The sequence below is a fragment of the Cupriavidus nantongensis genome (assembly GCF_001598055.1).
GTDB classification, from domain to species: Bacteria; Pseudomonadota; Gammaproteobacteria; order Burkholderiales; family Burkholderiaceae; genus Cupriavidus; species Cupriavidus nantongensis.
Window position 1 is genome coordinate 417,256 of sequence record NZ_CP014845.1, and the last position, 20,526, is coordinate 437,781.

General features: G+C 63.8%; 17 protein-coding genes and 2 pseudogenes. 9 read left to right on the forward strand and 10 right to left on the reverse strand.

Translation table 11 applies throughout. The annotated features are described in order from the left end of the window. Window positions 1-106 precede the first annotated feature (106 nt). Both A2G96_RS23230 and A2G96_RS23235 read right to left on the reverse strand, forming a co-directional pair. Window positions 107-337 carry a DUF1484 family protein gene (locus tag A2G96_RS23230; protein WP_062802579.1) on the reverse strand — a complete coding sequence of 77 codons (231 nt, stop codon included), beginning with the start codon at window positions 335-337 and terminating at the stop codon, window positions 107-109. 663 nt (window positions 338-1,000) lie between these two features. Continuing rightward, complete coding sequence (locus A2G96_RS23235) at window positions 1,001-1,879, reverse strand: hypothetical protein (RefSeq protein WP_062802580.1); 879 nt, start codon at window positions 1,877-1,879, stop codon at window positions 1,001-1,003. Between A2G96_RS23235 and A2G96_RS32755 the strand changes: the two are divergent. The 3 genes and pseudogenes from A2G96_RS32755 to A2G96_RS23245 all read left to right on the forward strand — a co-directional run. After that, window positions 1,832-2,353: pseudogene (locus tag A2G96_RS32755) on the forward strand (xanthine dehydrogenase family protein molybdopterin-binding subunit); the annotation flags it as partial. The gene A2G96_RS23235 and the pseudogene A2G96_RS32755 sit on opposite strands and share 48 nt — an antisense overlap. Window positions 2,354-2,433: 80 nt before the next feature. Further along, window positions 2,434-2,613, forward strand: a pseudogene (locus tag A2G96_RS32760) (NAD(P)(+) transhydrogenase (Re/Si-specific) subunit beta); the annotation flags it as partial. Window positions 2,614-2,817: 204 nt separating this feature from the next. Further along, complete coding sequence (locus A2G96_RS23245) at window positions 2,818-3,744, forward strand: MBL fold metallo-hydrolase (protein ID WP_062804103.1); 927 nt, start codon at window positions 2,818-2,820, stop codon at window positions 3,742-3,744. Between the two features lie 108 nt (window positions 3,745-3,852). On the opposite strand, the gene A2G96_RS23250 is transcribed toward A2G96_RS23245, so the two are convergent. Beyond that, window positions 3,853-5,067 (reverse strand): porin, encoded by a 1,215-nt coding sequence (locus A2G96_RS23250; RefSeq protein ID WP_082819077.1) that lies wholly within the window; start codon window positions 5,065-5,067, stop codon window positions 3,853-3,855. A gap of 266 nt (window positions 5,068-5,333) precedes the next feature. On the opposite strand from A2G96_RS23250, the gene A2G96_RS23255 reads away from it, so the two are divergent. Continuing rightward, window positions 5,334-5,993, forward strand: coding sequence for a TetR/AcrR family transcriptional regulator (locus A2G96_RS23255; RefSeq protein WP_062802582.1), 660 nt, complete (start codon window positions 5,334-5,336; stop codon window positions 5,991-5,993). Window positions 5,994-6,000: 7 nt separating this feature from the next. Here the strand turns inward: A2G96_RS23255 and A2G96_RS23260 are convergent, their stop codons facing one another. The 6 genes from A2G96_RS23260 to A2G96_RS23285 form a co-directional block, all read right to left on the reverse strand. After that, the gene (locus tag A2G96_RS23260) at window positions 6,001-7,305 is read right to left on the reverse strand and encodes a flavin monoamine oxidase family protein (protein ID WP_062802583.1); all 1,305 of its coding nucleotides are present in this window, start codon (window positions 7,303-7,305) and stop codon (window positions 6,001-6,003) included. A gap of 84 nt (window positions 7,306-7,389) precedes the next feature. Then, the gene (locus A2G96_RS23265) at window positions 7,390-8,721 is read right to left on the reverse strand and encodes an NAD(P)/FAD-dependent oxidoreductase (RefSeq protein ID WP_062802584.1); all 1,332 of its coding nucleotides are present in this window, start codon (window positions 8,719-8,721) and stop codon (window positions 7,390-7,392) included. Between the two features lie 68 nt (window positions 8,722-8,789). Beyond that, the gene (locus A2G96_RS23270; RefSeq protein WP_062802585.1) at window positions 8,790-10,223 is read right to left on the reverse strand and encodes an MFS transporter; all 1,434 of its coding nucleotides are present in this window, start codon (window positions 10,221-10,223) and stop codon (window positions 8,790-8,792) included. A 93-nt stretch (window positions 10,224-10,316) separates the two neighbouring features. Next, window positions 10,317-10,712, reverse strand: a complete 396-nt coding sequence (locus tag A2G96_RS23275) for a RidA family protein (RefSeq protein ID WP_231909729.1) — start codon at window positions 10,710-10,712, stop codon at window positions 10,317-10,319. Between the two features lie 37 nt (window positions 10,713-10,749). Beyond that, window positions 10,750-11,586, reverse strand: coding sequence for a phytanoyl-CoA dioxygenase family protein (locus A2G96_RS23280; RefSeq protein WP_062802587.1), 837 nt, complete (start codon window positions 11,584-11,586; stop codon window positions 10,750-10,752). Between the two features lie 659 nt (window positions 11,587-12,245). After that, entirely contained in the window at window positions 12,246-13,286 is a 1,041-nt protein-coding gene (locus A2G96_RS23285) for an AraC family transcriptional regulator (RefSeq protein WP_062802588.1), read from the reverse strand. Window positions 13,287-13,452: 166 nt separating this feature from the next. Between A2G96_RS23285 and A2G96_RS23290 the strand changes: the two genes are divergently transcribed. The 3 genes from A2G96_RS23290 (at window position 13,453) to A2G96_RS23300 (ending at window position 16,704) form a co-directional block, all read left to right on the forward strand. Further along, window positions 13,453-13,929 carry a 2,4'-dihydroxyacetophenone dioxygenase family protein gene (locus tag A2G96_RS23290; RefSeq protein WP_062802589.1) on the forward strand — a complete coding sequence of 159 codons (477 nt, stop codon included), beginning with the start codon at window positions 13,453-13,455 and terminating at the stop codon, window positions 13,927-13,929. A gap of 48 nt (window positions 13,930-13,977) precedes the next feature. Next, the gene (locus A2G96_RS23295) at window positions 13,978-15,402 is read left to right on the forward strand and encodes a DUF1254 domain-containing protein (RefSeq protein WP_062802590.1); all 1,425 of its coding nucleotides are present in this window, start codon (window positions 13,978-13,980) and stop codon (window positions 15,400-15,402) included. Between the two features lie 102 nt (window positions 15,403-15,504). Then, entirely contained in the window at window positions 15,505-16,704 is a 1,200-nt protein-coding gene (locus A2G96_RS23300; RefSeq protein ID WP_062802591.1) for a porin, read from the forward strand. 97 nt (window positions 16,705-16,801) lie between these two features. On the opposite strand, the gene A2G96_RS23305 is transcribed toward A2G96_RS23300, so the two are convergent. After that, window positions 16,802-17,614, reverse strand: a complete 813-nt coding sequence (locus A2G96_RS23305; RefSeq protein ID WP_062802592.1) for an IclR family transcriptional regulator domain-containing protein — start codon at window positions 17,612-17,614, stop codon at window positions 16,802-16,804. Between the two features lie 160 nt (window positions 17,615-17,774). Here A2G96_RS23305 and A2G96_RS23310 point away from each other — a divergent pair, with 160 nt between their 5' ends. Both A2G96_RS23310 and A2G96_RS23315 read left to right on the forward strand, forming a co-directional pair. Beyond that, on the forward strand, window positions 17,775-19,352 hold the full coding sequence (locus tag A2G96_RS23310) for an alkaline phosphatase family protein (protein ID WP_062802593.1): 1,578 nt from the start codon (window positions 17,775-17,777) through the stop codon (window positions 19,350-19,352). A 60-nt stretch (window positions 19,353-19,412) separates the two neighbouring features. Then, the gene (locus A2G96_RS23315) at window positions 19,413-20,393 is read left to right on the forward strand and encodes a Bug family tripartite tricarboxylate transporter substrate binding protein (RefSeq protein WP_062802594.1); all 981 of its coding nucleotides are present in this window, start codon (window positions 19,413-19,415) and stop codon (window positions 20,391-20,393) included. Window positions 20,394-20,526 lie beyond the last annotated feature (133 nt).

Consider the following 20,526-nt stretch of genomic DNA (forward strand, 5'->3'; position numbering starts at 1 on the left):
TGGCGGCCGCATTGCCGTGGAAAGTACAGTCGGGCAGGGCGCGAAGCTTATCGTCTCGTTGCGCGAAGGCGTGGCCGCGGCAGCGGCAGAGCCGGATGACCGGTGGTCATAACGACTCAGCCTCAGGCTGCAACGCCTCGGCCATCTGATCCACCTGCATCTTGATCATCGCCAGCAGGCAATGGACGCCGTGGCATCCCTCGGACCGTTCGCTTTCCACTTCCAGCAGCGACAGGACGCTATCCAGGCCGGCCTGAATCCGGTCGAGCGATTCCAGGGTTTCCGCCGGAATGCCGATGAAGATGGTTTCGTGCTGCGGATGAGGTTTCTCGTGCATTGCGTTCTCCTGTAGAAGGTTGGAGACCCGCCTGATGCAAACAGTAGAGGGTGGCGGGCCTGACAGCGGGGGTCGAAAAACCGGATCATCAACGAAGCCCGGCCAGCCTTCCGGCTGCCCCGCCCGGCCCGCCATAGAGGAACAATGCGCGCGCGTGCGTGTGGGGATGGTCGCCTGAGCGACCATCCGTTGATGATATGCGGGTTTCGACTCCCGATCACCGTTGTTTCGGTGATGGGCTTAGTTTTGCTTTTTCGGTGGAGGATGGCGATCAGACGATTCGCAATTTTTCTATGGGGCCGTGCGGAAGCGAGGTCTCGGCCGCAGCTTGTTTGGCGCTGCAGGTGACTTTGGTCGTTGCTGTTGATGTGTCGACCGGCCGAGATCGACCCTTCTCAGCCATCCCAGGTTCGCTATGATCTGGCGGCTTCTTGGCATAGGACGGCCATTGGAGACTCGCCGACGATGCTCGTCGAAGTCCGTCAGGACGCATTGCACATCTGATCTAGCCATCCATGCGAGCTTCCCCCGCTCGTCTGCAGGGCCACGCGCCAAGTCGGGAAAATCTGTTGGGGGACTGCCTAAGATGACAAGAATAAAAGGCGGTAGCCCCCAGACTTGCCTGTGTGGGGCTACCGGCGTCGACGCGACGACAAGAAGGGCTCACAGCGGCTTGGGGGAGTAGAGTGCGCTTTGGAATTCCGGCACGTACTCGTACTTGACCATCTTGCCAAGGTTCAGGGACTTGATGAACGTCGATAGACTCCCTTCAGTCAGGCTGAGGCTTACCGCCTCCGCACTTGTGCTGGAGGCATGGCTGAGCTGACGGGAAGTTGCATAGCCCGTGGTCAATTGCCCTTGCTGATCGACATTGGTAAAGCTATTGGTCACCATGGAGACCTTGCTCGAAAGATTGGCCAGCTTCCTGGTTTCCATGGTGACATCGACTTTGCCCGTCTCACTGTCAAAGATCTCGACGACAACCGACTTGTCGGTCTCGCGGTAGTTGATGCCCGTCAGCCATTTCGGCAGGTTGTAGCCAACCACACCACGCACCCTGGCGAGTTCGGTATTGACCGGAAGCTTTAGCACGTAGCCCCAGAAGTTGTTCGACATCGCCTGACTCATCAAGGTGAGCGGCCCAAAACTGGAGCTGCCCGGCCGATTCGTGATGACGGAGAGACCAATCTCGTTGTAGCTGTCGTTGTCGCAATAGTCATAGGCGTAGGCAGTGAGTGCGACAAGGCCTCGGCCCGGCCAGACCTGCAGCGGTTGGAGCTTCTCCAGGACTTGGGCAGGCATCAATTCCCGAAGCTTGTTCAAGTCCGCGGTGAAGATCACCGTCACCCTTCTGTTCTTGTAGTAGAAGTTTGGCGAATAGGATTCAAAGCCAATATCCACCTTCTCCTTCTTGAGCCCTTTAAACCAACCCAAGTCAACGTCCGGAGCTTCAGAGGCAATGACGGAAAGGGGAGGGTTGGAGCGATAGCGGTCAACGTCATCCTCGCCATGCCGAGGGTGGAGATGGGACAGGGCATCCACACCGCGCTGTCGATGCTGGCCGCCGAGGAACTCGATATGCCGCTGACGCGGGTGAGCATCGAGTCGTCACCCATCGAGCGGATCTATGGCAATGTCGTGACGATGGGCGACAGCTCGCTGCCGCTGCATCCGGACGATGCCGACAAGAGCTGGGCGCGCGCACTGCACTGGATCATGGCCAAGAGCGCGCGAGAGATCGGCCTCATCATCACCGGCGCCAGCAGCAGCGTGGCCGACGGCTGGCAACCAGTGCGTGAGGCCGCCGCGACCGCGCGCGCCAGCTTGGTGGAGGCTGCTGCGCGCGAATGGGGCGTGCAGGCGGCACAGGTGACGGTGCGGGAAGGCCAGCTCATTGGCCCGGGCGGCAAGCAGATGCCTTTCTCCGCGGTCGCGCGGAAAGCGCGCGACATTGCGCCGCCATCGTGGCGGATGTCATCTTCGCGCGACCAGATCACTTGTACCGGGCGGCCCTCGGTCCTGGTGGCGATCGACACGGCCTGGCCGATGAAGTCCGACTCCAGCCGCCGTCCGAATCCGCCGCCAATGAGCGGGATGTCGCGGGCATGCCGATCCTCGAGGCGTACAAGGCCAAGACCATCATCGTCAACAAGCGCTCGATGGCCGCCGGCTACGCCGGCCTGGACAACGAGCTGTTCTACATGGACAAGACCATGATGGTGTTCGGCGACGCCAAGAAGGTGGTCGAGGACATGTTCAAGGCGGTCGAGGCATAACCCATGACGCATGGGGTGAAGGCGTCTACGTTCTATAGCGGCATCCCCATGTTCTGCATGCCCGCGCTTGCAGGCATCTTTTATTTTGATGACCAGTGTTATTATAAATAGACTGAGAACAAGGCTGCGCAGTCTGACCTGCTCGCTACCGGAACGCCCGGGTAGCGGGGAGATCGCTACGGACTGCCGGGGAGGATGATCGACATGAGCACGGCTTTCAGCAATTCCGGCATGCAGGGACGCATCCAGCGCATGGATTTCGGACGCGTTTCGGTCTACTTCGGCGAGAAGAACGGCAAGTACCCCGACGGAAACCAGGTATTGATACGGGGCTCGGAGACTCGCGCTGCGTTCGACACGCCGCTTGTCGCGAATCATATCGGTCCCGAGTTCGATGCGACCGAGTTGGTGGTGATGGGCCATGTGCATGAGGACCATATGGCCGGGTTGCATCGTCTGCCGCATGCATCGGTTTATGTGCACGAAGGCGACTTGCCGGCGGCAAGGAGCTGGGATGGCATGGTCGCCGCTTTCGGTAATGCGGCGTACGCATCGGAGACCCTTCTCAAGTTTCAGCGCGAGTTCTTTTATGCGCCGCGGCCCGATGCCCAAGGCTACGTGGACGGTGCGTGCTGGGATCTGGGGCAGACCGGCATTCGCGCTTTTCACCTGCCAGGGCACACCGCGGGCCATACCGTTCTCCTGGTGGAGCCAGAGGGTGTGGCTTTCACGGGCGACATCGACCTGACCGGATTCGGGCCCTACTATGGCGACGCGGGGTCCAGCCTGGCGGACTTCCGGCGCAGCCTGGCACGGCTGCCCGAGGTTCCGGCCAAGGTGTGGGTTACGTCCCATCATCGCGGCGTCTATACCGATCGTGAGCACTTCCTGCGCGATCTCGCTGCCTATGCGGCCAAGCTGGACCAACGCGAACAGCGCCTGCTGACCTTGCTGCGCGAATCGCCAAGGACACTGGCGCAACTGGTCGACCTGCGGCTGCTGTATCCGCCGGGCTTTCACGGCTCATGGGTAGTCAATGCCGAGACCCGTACGATTTCCCAGCATCTGGCGGAGCTGCTGACGGACGGGCGGGTTGAGGTGAACGAAGACGGCGTCTACCGGGTGAGTTGAGATACCAGGAGGGCCACTTCGGTAGCGGCCCCCTTGCATCATGTCGCGATGCGGATCGCTGAAGCTGCCCGCATCGGGATTGCACCGGATTGATGATATCCGTCGCGCTCAGAAGTTGTGGCGGATGCCCAGTGCGACGCCGAACATGCTGTCCTTGCCGGCAGCGGGCTGATAGCCGTTGTTGAATGCAATGGAAGCGGTGTCCAGGCACAGGCCGGCATTCTTTGCGTAAGCGGTGGTCAAGTACAGGTCCGTACGCTTGGAGAGACGGTAGTCGGCGATGAACATCAACTGTCTCGGATTGCCGGCAGGCCTTAGCGCCGGCAAGGTCGAGGACCGGAACGTCTGATAGTAGTAGTCCAGCGTCAGGCTCAGCGCAGACGTCATCTCGTAGTAGACGCCGGCCCAGTACAAGTTGTCGCGCGTCAGGGTCTGCCCCGGCGCAGTCGACATGCCCCAGCGGTATCCAGTCATGAAGATCGCTGGACCGATGGCGTAGCTGGCTGCTGCGGCGGCCTTCTTGAATGTGCCGGTACCGGCGAAACCGCCATTGCCGATGATGCTCGGATTCACCTGGTCGTAGGTGACGGTGGCACTGAACGGCCCAGCCGCATAGGAGGCCCGGGCGCCAAAGCCGGTATCGCGGCGAAACTGGCCGGGAACCTCGCCCGAGCCACCCAGGCGGCTGAGGTCCAAGGTGCCGCTGCTACCGCCGGTGCCAAAGCTCCAATGGGCCCCGACGCTGACCGGCCCGAAGGTGCCCGAATATTTGACGGTGTTGTCCTCGCGGTATACCGGTCCGATCTGGGCGATCACCGGCTCATACAGGCTCGACATCGCCGCTGGCGAGAAGTTGGCCAGTGCCTCCAGCATCGAGGTGTATTGGCGACCGAAGGTGATCTTGCCGTAGGTGGCGCTCTGCAGGCCGACAAACGCCTGCCGGCCAAACAGGCGACCGCCTTGCTGCATGGTGCCATCGTCTCCGCCGATGCCGCTTTCCAGCACGAAGACGCTGCTCAGTCCGTTGCCGAGGTCTTCCACGCCGCGTAGCCCCCAACGCGAACCCGACAGACCTTCGCCGTTCAGTGCGTATCGATTGGCCGAACCGCTGCCGGCGCTCTTGAAGTTGGTGTCGAATTCCAGGTTGGTGTCGAGCGTACCGTACAACGTGACTGATGACTGGGCGTGTGCCGCGCCTGCGAAGACACCAATTGCTGCCAGTGCGACAACGGGGGCCTTGCCCCAGTCGCGCACCAGTTTGCTCGGCACCGCCGTGACCACAGCCCCACCCTTGTTCGAGGCATCGCGCCTGAATGCATCCATCAACGATCTCCTTGTTTGTCAGTTGCCTGGCGGCCGGATGCAGCGCATCGGCCGCGCACTCGTCCTGAAACGTGTCGGCGATTCGCGCAAATCGTGATTTAGCATAACGGGCGTAATGTTAAATAAAAAGGCCGGGTATTCCCTGCGTGGGCGGTACCATGAGCAAGCACAGGTAAAACATAACGATGATTCTGTAAAATCATGCATCTGGCGGATAACCAGGCGGGCCGCCAGTGGTCGAAATGCTCAAGAGACAGAACAAGACAATGGAAAGCGACGACGATATCGAGCAGGTCTCAACCCGGGGTCGTCCGGTCGGCGACCGCGAAGCGAAGCGCAAGGAGTTGCTGCGCGCGGCATCAACTGTGATCGCACAGGAGGGCTATGCCAACGCATCGCTGCGCAAGGTTGCGAAGCATGCGGGCTACACCACCGGCGCGGTGACCTATTACTTCGCAAACAAGGAAGAGCTGGTGGTGGCGCTGATGGAAAGCGCATTCGACCGGTTCGACGCGATGCTGGAGTCGGCCCGGGAAAGCGGCGACATCCTCGCGCCGTTCGAAAGCTGGATCAGGCTGACCGACCGCAGCACGAGGTTTTGGCCGGCGACATCGGAATTGCTGGCGCAGGGACGACACGAGCCTGCGTTTGCGGAAGTCATCACCAGGCGCTACGCACGCTATCGTCGCCTGCTTGCTGCCATAGTCAAGGACGCGCAGGAACGGGGGACGGTCCGCAACGATATTCCCGCGGACATCCTCACTGACCAGCTCGTTGCCATGGGGGATGGGTGGATGATGATGTACCCGATCGAACCCAAGCGATTCACGCCCAAGCGAATGCGGGCGCTGATCGATGCCCTGGCGGTGCTGGTTGCGCCCGCGCCGGGTGAGCAGAAGTCTGGCGGACGGGCGACGCGCGCATAGCACGGGATCACGGATGGTGAGCGCCATTCAGGGCGCGAGCGACGTCAACGGCAGCTTTGGCGCCGGTCTCGATGGCACCGTCGATGCCGCCGACCCCGATCGGCGCTATGTCCGCGCCCGCGAAGTGGATGCGGCCGTGGGGCTGCCGCATCATGGGCGCGGCCTGCGTCAGATTTCCGGGACGGTGATGCATCCATCCGCCTTTGGAGAACGGGTCGTTGGCCCAGTCCTGGCAGACCGTTTCCAGGACTTCGATGTTCGGAATGAAGTCCCGCAGCGCCTGCTGTACTGCCTCGCGGTCATTGCCGTCCAGGGCCGAGGGGTCGGAACAGAAGCACACCACCAGCGTATCGCCATGGTCGCGCCGCTCGGCGTGGGCGGTGTTGATGGGATGCTTGCCCGCCGGTGCATAGATCACGAAGGGCTCGATCTCGCCCTTGATCCGTACCCAGATCTTGCTGGGCATGATCGGGTTTTTTTGCCCGATCATGGCGCGCACGGGTTGCGGCAGCGCAGGCGTGACGGAAAACTCGCTCAGCATGTTCAGCGGCAATGCCACCACGGCGCGCCGGGCACGGATACGCTGTCCATCGCGTAAGGTCACAGTGACTTCGTGCCCGTTATCATCGACAGCGGCCACCGGCGTCGACAGGCGCAGTTCGGCTTTCGATTCGGCGCTCATGGCGTCGAGCAGGCGACCGGTGCCGCCCTCGATCGCCCAGTGCCCCGCGATCTCCTTGAACGCGCTCCAGTTGCCGAAGCAGATCGCGCACCAGAACAGCAGTTGTGCAAGCCCTTGCTCGCGTTCGGAGCAGACCAGGATGGACATCGCGTTGACCAGCACGTCGCGGTCGTGCGCCGACAGTTCAAGCGCGTCAAGCCGGTCGCCGATGGTTTGCCTGTCGATCGCGCCGATGTCGGCGGCTGCCAGGTCATCCACCTGGGGAAAGTGCGTCCGCGCATCGGCGAAGAAGCGGTCTACCAGCGGCGTGGCCAGCTGGTGGAGTTGCTCCCACGTCCCGGCGTGTACAGCGCCGTCGGCGTACCAGTAGGCTTTGCTCACCGGCATCGGTGTCGCTAGGCCGATGCCATAGCGCTTGAGTTCGCGCCACACATGCGCCTGCGTCCAGTGCACATAGGTGCCGCCCAGATCGAGGTCCACGCCAAGGGCCTTGCTCCACCAGGTGCGGCCGCCGATCCGGTCACGCCCTTCGAGCAGTACCACTGAATGGCCTGTCATGCTGAGATCCCGTGCAGCGGTCACGCCTGCGAAGCCAGCGCCAATCACGGCGACATCGTACAGATCTGTCATGAGGAATTTCGAATTGAGTTTCAGGTGATGCGGGGTCGGAAAGGCCCTGCTCCCAGCCATTGCGAAGGAACGCCCAGCGCTGCATCATGCGGCGCGCGCCTTGCGGTTCGCGCGTTCATCGAGCGCGCTTGCGACCTTCAGGGCGCCGTTCAGGGTGAACCAGCGCAGGGGCTCCGGCAGCGTCGATGGCGGCGCGTGTTGCATCAGCATCGCAAGCAGCGGGTTCTCGATGCCCTGGATAGCTTCCGCCAGCATGTGTCCGACCATGCCCTGCGTGCCGACGCCGTGGCCGGAACATCCCGCCGCGTAATAGATGTTCCGATCCGCTCCGGTGCGGCCGATGACCGGCAGGCCATCGTCGGCATAGCTGATGTAGCCGCTCCAGCACCGCCGGATGGCGATGCCCCGCAAGGGGGGAAAGCGGTCGTGCAGGGCCATCCGCAGTGCTCGATACTGGGCGTGCTCGGGCACTTCAGGCGTCTGCGAGCCGAACGGGTAGCGCAGGCGCTTGGTCGTCAGGACCAGCGTGTTGCGCGCTGTCAGGCGATGGCTCTCCATGACCCAGTGCATGGTTGTGATGCCTTCGCGGCGATGCCATCCAAGGGCAGCCAGCTGTCGAGGGGAAAGCGGTTCGGTCTCCATGGCAGAAAGCCGCAACGGCACCACCTTGTCCGCGAGCGGGCCTAGCCCGGGCGTATAGGCGTTGGTGGCCAGGATCATGACCGGCGCGCTGACGCTGCCGCGCGGTGTCTGCACCTTGACGGTCGGTCCTTCGGTGAAGGACAGCAACGGGGTGTTTTCGTGGATCCTCACCCCGACGCGCAGTGCCGCGCGCCTCAGTCCCAGGACGTACTTGCCGGGGTCGAGCGTGCCGCCGTTCGGCACGTAGCTGCCGAACAGGAACGCTGGCGGGATGCCGCGTGCGCGCATCTCGGCCTGGTCAAGATACTCCGACGGGCATCCGAGTTCGGCGCTGATTCGCATATCCTCGCGCACCCTGGCTTCCTGCGATGGCTCGATGCCGGCGCGGATCAATCCCGACCGGTTGTAGTCGCAGTCGATCCCATGTTCCGAGAACTTGCCTTCGGCGAAGCTGACCCCGTCCTCGTAGAAGCGGACGATCTGCCTTGCCTTCTCATGGCCTGCCCGCTTGAGGAAGCGGTCGTACTTGAGTCCCTGACCGCCGGCGAGATAGCCCGCGTTGCGGCTGCTCGCTCCATAGCCGCAGAACTGGCGTTCGAGCACGACCACCTTCACGCGGTGCCGGGCGAGCTCCAGCGCCGCGCAAAGGCCGGCAAAGCCGGCGCCGACGATCACCACATCGGCGCTGTGGTGGCCCTCGAGCGATGGCTGCAGGTCAGCCGGCCTTTCTACCCAGCCGCCCAGCGTTCGGTATGTCTTGAAGTCTTCAGTCACGTTGCTGCTTTCCTGGTCTGGTGATCCATGCGAGCGGGGGACAAGCGGTGCCTGACGGAAAGGCCGTGTCACGCGGCCACGGACGTGTTCGCGCATTGGCGCGTTCCGTTTGCAGCGCCCGACTCGTCGTCGGCTACGGCTTCCAGCGAGCGGTTGGTCGTGCGTGGGCCGAACAGGGCGACGGGTATGGAGAAGACGATGTAGCAGGCAGCCGCCGCGAGCATGACGCCCGCCATGCCGCTTGCGGAGAACAGCGCGGCGCCCAGCACGCCGGCGACCGCTCCGCCGAACCGCCCGCCCGAGATCACGATCCCGCTGCCGAGCGCGCGCAACTGCGTCGGGATCGTCTCGGGGATGTAGGTGTAGTACGCATTGATGACAAGCCCGGTGATGATGGAGGCGAGACCGCCTGCACCGATCACTACCCAGCTGGTGGCCGAGATGCCAAGCACGGCCAGCGGCAGTGCGCTGAGCACGGACACGGCCAGGATGGTGGACTTGCGTTCATAGCGGTCGAGAAACAGCATGGCGATGAACGGCGTGACGCCATAGATCACGTTCCAAAGGAACAGGATGTAGTACGCCTGCTCCTCGGCGTACTTGAGGCTGTAGACGAGCGAGTAGACGCCCCATTGGCCGAACAGGTAGTAGGCGAGGGTGGCGCCGAAATAGCCGAGCGTGAGCACGGCTATGGTTCGCAGAACGGCCTTGTCGCCGATGAGGTCGCGTAGCGTCGGCGCAGCGACGTTTGGTTGAATGCCGGCAATGCCGGGTGCATCGAGCGGACCGCGGCGCAGCGCACGCGCTTCGAGCTCGCCTACGATGCGTTCAGCGCGGTCGAACCGCCCGCGCGCGATGCACCAGCGCACCGATTCCGGCAGGATGAAGCGCGCCAGTGGCGCAATCAGCAGGCCGATGCTGCCGCCCAGGAACAGGTTGCGCCAGGCACCGGCGCCGCTGTGAGGCAGATAGAACATCGCCAGCGCCGCAGCCCCGATGCCGGAGGCGACGAAACCGATCGTCACGATGGAGACGAAGCGGCCACGTGCCTGGCCGGGAAACATCTCGGCGATATAGACCAGCAGCACCGAAGTGGCGGCCTGCACGCCGATACCGGTGACGACGCGGGAGGCCAGTATGGTCTCGTAGGTAGGCGCGAACGCCGTCGCCAACGCTCCCAGCGAGTACAGCACGGTGGTCCATACCAGCACCGAGCGTCGTCCCCACTGGTCAGACAGTCTTCCGCCAACCAGTGCCCCGATGATCATCCCGATGAAGAACGCGCTGCTGATGACGCCGATCTGCTCGGTGCTCAGGTTCGTGTGGGCCTTGATCGTGGGACTGGCATAGGCAAAGATGGCGTTGTCGTAGTACTCCAGCATCAGGTTGGCCGCGAGCAGCGCGGCCCAGACATAGTGGGAAGCCATCACCGGCAGCCGGTCAAGCCGCGCAAGAATGCTGGATGGACTGTCCGGCCTGACGACCGTATTCGAGCGATTCATGTTGGTGTCTCCATCAGCGTTGTCGCTGTTCTTTTTTTCTTTTGGGGTCGCGTGCCGCGACCCCGGTGTGCAAACGGGGCGCGGCTCCTGCTGTCAGTCGGCGCCGCAGCCGGCGACCGCAATCGCGCGTATCTCTACCAGGAACTCGGGCCGGGCCAGCTGGCTTACGCCCACGCCGGTCCACGAGGGATAGCGTTCAGGGAGGTACTCATCCTTGACCTTCACGAACGCCTGGATGTCGCCGCGCAGGTCGGTGTGGAAAGTCATGATCTCCACGATGTCGGCCAGGCTGGCTCCGGCGGCTTCGAGGACCGCCTTCAGGTTTTCAAACGCCAGCCGCGCCTGCGCTTCCATTCCCTGGCCCACCGTGGCGGTCGTCAGATCGAGGCCCACCTGGCCGGACACCCAGATCATGTCGCCGACCCGGGTCGCCGACGAAAAATGAAGCTGGTCGTAGTGCCTTGCCTGCGTGAGGCCGGGATTGATCATTTGTCGTTTCATGGCGGCTTCTCCGTGCAAGGCGATATCAGGCGAGTTGGCGGAAGACAGGCGAGCGAAACGGCTCGCCTTCATTGAGCTTGGCCATTTCCTCACTGAAGAGGGGCCCGTTGCGGGCATAGCGGGGGTTCGACATCGGCAGCGCCCGGAACGTGGCGTCGTCACCGAAGAAGCGCAGTACCAACGTGTGGCGGGTCGGGCAGGCGGCGTCGACGGCGGCGCCCCCATGCAGCGAACGCGGATGCAAGAACACGACATCGCCGGGCGTTACCTCCCAGGAGAGCACGTCCCAGGCATTGGGATCTTCGGCGAGCTCCTTGTCGATATGCGGCAGGCGGGGCAGGGTGCCGTCGCCGTACAGCGGATCGGTCGGGTCATCGGCATTCGCGAAACTGGCGCCGTCGTACTGGATGCCGAGATGGGAGCCGCGAATGATCTCCAGCGAATTCTTCTTTGGAATCGGCTGGAAGGTAATCCACGCGTTGCCCCAATGCCTGCCGGCCCATGGCAGGTTCGCGGTGTCCTGGTGCCACGGCCCGCGGCCGCTGTTGCCGCCTTCCTTGGCGAATACCTCCTCGGCGAAATACCAGACATGTTCGGAGCCCCATAACTCCTGGAACACCTTCCCGAACGGCAGCGTCGCGACCAGATCGTCGAGCTTGTCCTTGACGGCCGGATTGGCGTTATCGATATGGGTCTGCAGGCGGGTACCGTCCAGCGAGCGGAAGTGATATGGGCCCGGGTTGGCAACGTTCCACTTGAACGCCTCGTAGCACCGGGCGAGTTGCGCCGGGTCGAGGCAGTTCTTTACGAGTACGGCGCCGTCCTCGCGAAACGCCTCTCGTTGGGATTGGGTGGTGAGCATGACAAGTCTCCTTCTTTCCTCGGTGATGGACGCTGGCCGGCGCGATGCATGAACAATAGCTCACGATCCGATTTAACACAACAGGCGTTGTGTTAAAGTGCGAGGCATCAGTTGATCCGCGCATCTTTTCGTCGCGTAACTGATCCTAAGGTCCTACCAAGGACCAAGCTGTACTGTTGGACCAACCTCGCTTCGATTTCCGATGCCCTGGCTAGATGCCCGTCAGGTAGCGGGCTACCGTGGGCATGTCGAAAAGGTGGTGTCGGCAGCGGTCGCTTGCCCTATGTTCATTTACGTGAATGAACATAGGGGCGATCGACAACGTAGTGATGTCCCGAAACGCTACCTGGGCGAATGGCTGCAAGTGGAAGAACGGTCCTTCGCTTCGTCAAGGTCAAAGGCCGCTTCTGGCCGATAACGGTCCTCCCACGCACGCCAAAGCTCGGCGCCGGCCCGCCCCGGGGCCGGCTTCCTATCGCTTCGACGACAGCCTCCATGTCGAACTGCCATCGTCGAAATTTTCAAACCACTTGCGGACTGCGTTGAACCCAGCGCTACGGTCGCAAGCAACGCGAAATCGCTCCCATCGCGCCACAGTGCGAGTAGCCACGGATCACGATACCGACCCTTTGCCGCGGTGGCACCGCCTGTCGGCACAGTCACGACGAGCGCCCGCCTCCATCGCCGCCACGAAAATCCGACGGACTGACCCCATTGGCCCGCCGAAAGGCCCGGCTGAAGTTCGCCACGTCGGTGAATCCAAGGCGGTAGGCAATTTGCGAAATCGGCAGCTGACCCTCGCGCAGCAGCTTCTGCGCGCGTCCGTTCCGGACCTCGATGGCGAGATCGCGGAAGCTGCTGTCCTCCTTCTTCAGGTAGCGGTCCAGCGTGCGCGCCGAGATGCCGAGCAGGCCGGCAAGTTCCTCCAGCGTCGGCTGGCTGTCCTCGGCTTCGGTCAGCATCATCACCACCCATCCGGTCCAGTTGCCTTGCTCGCTATACCGCTGCAGCAGCGTGCGGCATCGTTGCTCCGCCATGCGCACCGCGTGGGCGTCGGCCATCGGCAGCGGCGCGTCGAGGCTCCAGGTGTCGGCCACCATGCGGATCCCCGGCAGTGGCGACGCGCCAAAATGCACGCGCGCGGGCGACAGTTCGCGATAGCGCGCCGCATGCGGTGGCGTTTCCATGGCCATGTAGATGTCGTAGACCGCGGACGGGTTGCGCAGCAAGGACTTGCATTGCAGGTGCGCCGACACGGCAATCGTCTCCTGGAGCAGGTTCAGCGTGTCGCGGCCCATTGGCAGGGCCGGCCGGAAGATGACTTCCGCGTGGTCGCCGCTGCGCTGGTAGCTCATCCTGAACATCGGCGTCAGGAGCTGGTAGTAGCGCGAGCATAGTCGAAGCACCTGGTCCAGCGTGGTGCACGAGAGCATGGCGTAGCCGAGGATATCGTGCGAATTCAGCTTCAGGCGGCAGCCCCACTCGAAGCCAAGGTCGTTACGTCCGGTGGCGCGCACCGCTTCTGCCAGCAGCCGGTCGATTTGTTGCGCGTTGAGGCCGAAGTCCGTGTCGCGGAAGCGGTCCGGGTCAATATCCGCTGCGCGCGCCAGTTCGTCCAGCGAAGTGCCGGCGGACTTGAAGTAGTCGCCCAGCAGCAGGAAATAGCGGGCCGGTAGCAGAGGGCGGGCAGCGGCTTTCATCTTCGAAGGGAAGGGGATAAAAAGGCCTGAGATCGGCGCAATGCTGTGTCTGAAAATGATAGATCGCTGTCTGGAAATGACAAGTCAGTACGGGACCTGCCTCCGCAGAATGGGAGCCTGAACCCGCCGGATCCGTCCCGGATGCGGCAACCACAGGAGACACGCCATGCTGTTCGAATCCATCAACACCGCTTGCCTGGACGGCAACGATACGCCGTGGATGCCGTTTGCGCCGTATAGCAACGACGTGATGATCAAGTACTTCAAGATCGATCCGGTACGGGGGGAAACCATTACGCTGCTGAAGGCGCCTGCCGGCATGGAGATGCCGCGCCACCACCATAGCGGCACAGTCATTGTCTACACCGTCCAGGGAAGCTGGCGCTACAAGGAGCACGACTGGACCGCCCACCCCGGCAGCGTGGTGTACGAGACCGCCTCGACGCGGCACACGCCCCAGGCGGCGTATGCCGAGGGCCCGGACATCATCACCTTCAATATCGTCTCCGGCGAGCTGCTGTACCTCGACGACAAGGACAACATTATCGCGGTCGAGAACTGGAAGACATCGATGGACCGCTACCTCGGCTACTGCAAGGCCAACGACATCCAGCCCAGGGACTTGTCCAGCTTCGAGGGCTGATCCGCGCGCTGACAACAACATATCGTCCCGGCTCAAACAGGAGGAGACATGCCGACCCTGACTCATATTGCCTGGTTGCGGCGCGCCCTGGCGGCGCTGCTTGGTATGGCCGCGCTCCAGGGCAGCGCAGGCGCTGCACCGCACGGCCTGGCCGAGGCACAGGAGATTGCCATCGAGGCCTATCTCTATGCTTATCCGATGGTGCTGATGGAAGTGACGCGACGGGTCTCGACCAATGTCGCGGCGCCGGATCCGCGGGGCGGCATCCGCGCGCCCATGAACCAGTTCGCGCATGTGTCCGCCTTCCCGGACGACAAGTTCGACGCCGTGGTGCGCCCGAATGCGGACACGCTCTACTCGTCGCTCTGGTATGACGTCTCTCGGGAGCCGCTCATCATTACCGTGCCGGACTCCGGTGGCCGCTACTATCTGCTGCCGATCCTCGACATGTGGACGGATGTCTTTACCTCCCCCGGTTCACGCACGACCGGTAACGGCCCGCGGCAGTTTGCCATTGTCGGCCCGCGCTGGCATGGCAAGCTGCCCGCTGGCATGCCGGCCTATATTTCGCCGACGGCCGTAGGCTGGATGATCGGCCGAACGCAGACCAATGGCAGCGCCGACTACGCCGCCGTGCACAAATTCCAGGCCGGCCTCCATGCCAGGCCGCTCAGTGCCTGGGGCCGGCGCGGCTACGAGCCGCCGAAGGGCGGGACGAACCCGCGCCAGGACATGAGCGCACCGGTGGAACAGGTGGCGAAGATGGACGCCGCGCGCTACTTCGGCCTGTTCGCCGAACTGATGAAGCGCAACCCGCCGCACGCGAACGACTATCCGATGCTCGATCGCATGGCGCGGCTGGGACTGGTGCCAGGGCAGGACTTCGATATGAACCGTCTGGCCCTGGACGTGCAGGCGGCGCTTCAGGCGGCTCCGGCGCAGGCACGCCAGCAAATGGCGCAGGCGCTGCCGCGCTCCGGTTCCGTCAGCAACGGCTGGAGGATGATCGGCAATCCGATCGGCACCTACGGTACCGACTATCTGCGCCGTGCGGTGATCGCCTTTGCCGGCCTCGGGGCCAACACGGTCGAAGACGCCGTTTACCCGCTTGCGATGACGGACGCCGATGGCAAGCCGCTGGACAGTGCGGAACGGTACGTGATCCACTTCGACAAGGCGCAGTTGCCGCCCGCGCGCAGCTTCTGGTCCCTGACGATGTACACCGATCGCCAGTTCTTTGCCGCCAATCCGATCCACCGCTTCGCCATCGGCGATCGCGACCCGCTCAAGTACAACGCCGATGGCTCGCTGGACCTGCTGATCCAGCGCGACCCGCCCAAGGGCGCCGAGTCCAACTGGTTGCCCACGCCGGCAACGGGCAATTTTTCCATGAACCTGCGCCTCTACCTGCCCGGCCCGACGGCGCTGGATGGCACATGGAAGCCGCCGGTGATCCGGCGCGTTGCTGATTAGGTTCCGGATCCGCGCCACACGGCCGCCACCGGAACGATTCGCAAGACCCGCTTGCGCGAGCCGGAACGGCCGGCCCTCATCAAACAAATCGAGGAGACATCCATGAAGGACTTTGCCAGGCGCAAAGGGCGACAGCTCGTGCTGGCTACTGCCGGCGCCTTGGTATCCGGCATTTCCCACGCGCAATCCGGCGTCACGCTGTATGGGGTCGCGGACATGAACGTGGAATTCGTCAACCATCTGGGCGCAGTGCCGACCGCGGCCAACGGGTTCGACCCCGGGCCGGCCAAGCACGCGTATCGGATGAATTCGGGCGGCGTATCCGGATCGCGCTGGGGCCTGCGCGGCGCGGAGGCGATCGGTGGCGGCATGAAGGCGATGTTCGTGCTCGAGAGCGGCTTCAACCTCGACACCGGCACCACGCAGCAGAACCGGTTCTTCGGGCGGCAGGCCTATGTCGGGCTACAGAGCCAATTCGGGCAAGTTTCGCTGGGCCGCCAATATACGGCCTTGTTCGAGGCCATGGCCAATTTCGTGCCGGCATCCTATTCGACCCAGTATGAGCCCGTCGTGGCGATGGCTGGCCCGAATTTCCGCGAGGACAATACCGTCAAGTACAGCGCGGCATTCGGACCGGTGGCCATGCTGGCGCACTGGTCGTTCGGCACGGGCGTCGCCTTGCCGCCTACCGTCGGCGCGCCCATCGTCCTCGGCGGCAATGGCGAAGTGCCCGGCAGCTTCCGGCGCGACACCGCCTATGGCGCCGGTTTGGTCTACAACGCAGGCGCGTTCAGTTCGGCGATTGCCTATGACCAGTTCAATCCCACCATCGCGCCCGCAGCGGCACCTGGCAATGCCGGCAACGGCACCATCAGGAAGGTCGCCGTCGCCGCCAGCTACACGGTGGGACCGGCGAAGATCATGGCGGGTTACCGCTGGGGACAGAACAAGAACGAGAACGGGGCCGTATTCTTTCGCGACGACTTCTACTGGATCGGCGGCAACTACCAGGTGACGCCGTCCATCGCGTTGACGCTGGAGTACAACTACGACAACGTCAGAAACCAGTTTGGCAATGCCAACGCTGCCAATCCCTGGCAAATTTCCTTGCTCGCGAACTATGCGTTATCCAAACGGACGGATCTCTATCTGACCACGGCTTATGCCAGGCACGCAGGTGTCGGGATGGAGTCGGCCGGATTCTTCTTTGCCAGCAGCCTGTCGCTGGGGAACAGCTACGCCCTTGCCAATGGCCAAAGCGCGATGGTCGGCGCCGCGGTGGGGCTCCGGCACAAGTTCTAGGCAGACCCTGTCACGGGTCTGGCGGCTGCGCCGTGCTCCGCAGAATTCATCCGGGGAACTGCCGGAGGGATGGGCGCCGAGGGCAGCCGGGTTCTGCCTATTCGCGCGCCGACATCTTCTGAGCGATCGCGCCGGCGGTGCGCCGTAGCGGCTCCAGGCATTGCGCCACGATCTGTTCGAGCGTGCGTACGCCCTGGAGCCAGACGATGTTGACGCAGCCATACACGCGTCCCTGCTCCGCCATGATGGGTACGGCCAGCGCCTCCAGCCGGTCGTTGGTCTCGGCACGGGTCTTGTCATAGTCGCCGCCGAATCCCTGGTCGCGCACGCCGTAGCCGCAGCGCTGCGTGTGCTCGATCGAGCGGGCCAGATACGCCGGGTCCCGCGCGATCGCGTCACCGCCCCGGCGGCTGCGGCGCAGGGCCGCCAGGATCTTCTCGCGCTCCTGTTCCGGACAGAAGGCCAGATAGGCCCGTCCCACCGCGGAGCGCAGCATGTTGACCTGGAAACCGATGTTGTCGCGCCGGATCATGAAGTACGACTCGGCCCGGTTCGTCTCGCAGAGCACCATGGCATTGCCGCGCCGGATCGCAAGATCCGAGGGCCACAGCACCTCGGCCTGAAGCCGGTCCAGTTCCGGTGCGGCGAGCTGGGCCAGCCGGTCCGTGAGTTCGGATTGCCGTCGGCTTCCCTGCAGCGGGCTGCCGGGGCAGTAGTGCCCGTCGGCGATGCGCCGCCAGATCAGGGCCCGGCGCTCCAGCGTCACCAGGATGCGCAGCAGCGTCGCCTTCGGCAGTCCCGTTTCTTCATGCAGCGCCTGCAGGCTGGTGCTCCCGTTCCTGCGGACCAGGTCGAGCACGGCCAGTCCCCGGTCCAGCGCCGCGATCGTCTTGACCTTCGGATCCCACATTTCTTGCCTCCCCCACGGGCGCGCCGCCCGGTGGTTTCACTGGGTGAAACTTTAGCAGAAGCCGCTTGAGAAGCCCACCTGCAGGAAATATTGTTCTGGTCATGGCGGCGGCAGGGCAGTCGGGTCTGACCGCTTGAACAGGCAAAGAGGAGACGTCGAGATGGCAGCGCAACACGTACGCAATGTCCTTTGGATCATGTGTGACCAATTGCGCTGGGACTACCTCTCCTGCTATGGCCATCCGCGCCTGCACACGCCCAACATCGATCGCCTCGCCAGCCGTGGCGTGCGCTTCACCAACGCGTTCGTTCAGGGGCCGGTGTGCGGTCCGTCGCGCATGTCCTACTACACGGGGCGGTACGTGACGAGCCATGGGGCCGTCTGGAACTTCGTGCCGATGCCGATTGGCGAGATGACGCTGGGCGACTTCCTGCGGCCGCATGGCGTGCGCGTTGCCGTAGCGGGCAAGACGCACGTGGAGGCCGACCGGGCAGGCATCAGGCGCCTGGGTATCGATCCGCGCAGTACTGAAGGCGTGCTGGCTGCGGAGGGCGGTTTCGAGCCGTTCGACCGCGACGACGGTATCTGGCCGCCGGGCTTCGCCGACGAGAGCCACCAGTACACCGCTTACCTGCGCGAGCGCGGTTACGACGGCGCGAACCCGTGGCACGACCATGCCAACTCCGCCGCCGGTGACAACGGGGAAATCCTGTCGGGCTGGAACCTGCGCCACGCGCGGCTACCCGCCCGTGTGCGCGAGGAAGACTCGGAGACCCCGTACATGACGCGTCGCGCCATCGATTTCATCGAGCAGAGCGGCGATCGGCCCTGGATGCTGCATCTCTCCTACATCAAGCCGCACTGGCCCTACGTGGCGCCCGCGCCGTATCACGCCATGTACGCGCCGGACGACGTGCTGCCAGTCAGGCGGCACCCGAGCGAACTGCACCACGCGCATCCCGTGCTGCAGGGCTTTCGCAACTGCGAGGTGAGCCGCAATTTTTCGCGGGCGGAGGTACGCGATACGGTCATCCCCACCTACATGGGCCTTATCAAGCAGCTCGACGATCAACTGGGCGTGCTGTTCGATTATCTCGAACGCACCGGCCGCTTTGACGACACCATGATCATCTTCTCGAGCGACCATGGCGACTACCTTGGCGACCACTACCTGGGCGAGAAGGAGCTCTTCCACGACAGCGTGGTCAAGGTGCCGCTGATCATCTGCGACCCGCGCGCAAACGCGGCGCGCGGGCATGTGGAATCGCGGCTGGTGGAGGCCATCGACCTGGTGCCGACCATTCTCGATGCCTACGGCCTGACCATTCCCGACCACGTCGTGGAAGGCCGATCGCTCACGCCGCTGCTGCGCGGCGAGGCGCCACGCGAGTGGCGCGACGCGGTGTTCTCCGAGAACGACTATGCTTTCCGCGATTTCGTGCGGGAACCTGTCGGCCGTCCGGCGGATGGTTGTCACATCACGATGGTGCGCGACCACGACTGGAAGTTTGTGCACTTCGAGGGACTGCGTCCGCAGTTGTTCGACTTGCGCAACGATCCCGACGAGTTTGTCGACCTCGGCGCCGATCCCGCCTACGCGGCGGTGCGCGAACGCTTCCAGGCGCGCCTGTTCGACTGGCTGCGCAATCGCCGTATCCACCCGACGATCAGCCATGACGCCATGGCCGGATGGACGCGCAAGGAGGACGAGGTCGGCATCCATATCGGCCGCTGGTAGCAGTCCCCGGTAGCGGCCGCCAGAGAGCCGTCCGGCATTACAAAACCATCAGGAGACAACATGAAGCCTTCACGCCTGGCGCTGGCCCTTGCCTGCCCCCTCATCTTTCAGTTTGCTGTCGTGCCGTCGGCCTCCGCGCAGGCCGCATGGCCCAGCCGGCCAATCCGCATCGTCGTGGCATTTCCTGCCGGGTCGCCTGGAGACATTGCATCGCGACTGATCGCCGACAAGCTCGGCCAGTCGCTCAGGCAGCCGGTGGTGGTGGAGAACCGGCCGGGCGCAGGCGGCAATATCGGCGCTGACGTGGTCGCCAAGTCGCCGGCCGATGGCTACACGTTCCTGCAAGGCCCGGACACCATCCTCACGGTGAATCCCACCATCTATCGCAAGCTCAATTACAAGCCCGGCGACCTCACGCCCGTGATTACGCTGGCGCGCTTCAATCAGATGCTGGTCTGCGTGCCATCGTCGGGCATCCAGTCCATTGCCGACCTGGCGAAGAAGGCCCGCTCCACGCCGGACGGGTTGACCTATGCGTCCGGCGGCCCCGGCGTGCCGGGTCATCTGGCGATGGAGATGTACGTCGCGCAAGCAGGTATCAGGATGACGCATGTGCCGTACAAGGGACCGTCGCCCGCGATGCAGGACGTGCTGGCCGGGCAGGTGCCGTGCGGATACCTGGCATCGCCGGTGGTCGCGCCAATGGTCAAGGCCGGCAAGCTCGTTGGCCTGGCGGTGTCCGGCTCCACGCGCTCGGCGCTGGCGCCGCACGTGCCGACCATGGCCGAGGCCGGCGTGGCCGGCTACAACGCGAGTTTCAGCGAGCTGATCCTCGCACCGAAGGGCACGCCTGACGCCATCGTGCGCCGCATGAACGAGGAGATCGGCCGCATCGTGAAGCTGCCGGAGGTCCGCTCGAAGCTGCTCGCCAACGATCTCGATCCGGCGCCGGATCAGCCCGCCGCGCTGGCCCGGCAGATTGAAGCCGACACCGCCAAGTGGCAGGCAGTGATTCGCCGGGTGGGCGTGTATCTGGACTGATCCCGGCCATTGCCACAGGCGCCCTCAACTGCAAACGCAAGCGCAAGCCGGCGACCGGCATGCACCGGCGTCGTACCCGCTCGACTCACGCCGAAGTGGGCTGGAAAGGAGATGACCGGAAACGGCGCGCAAG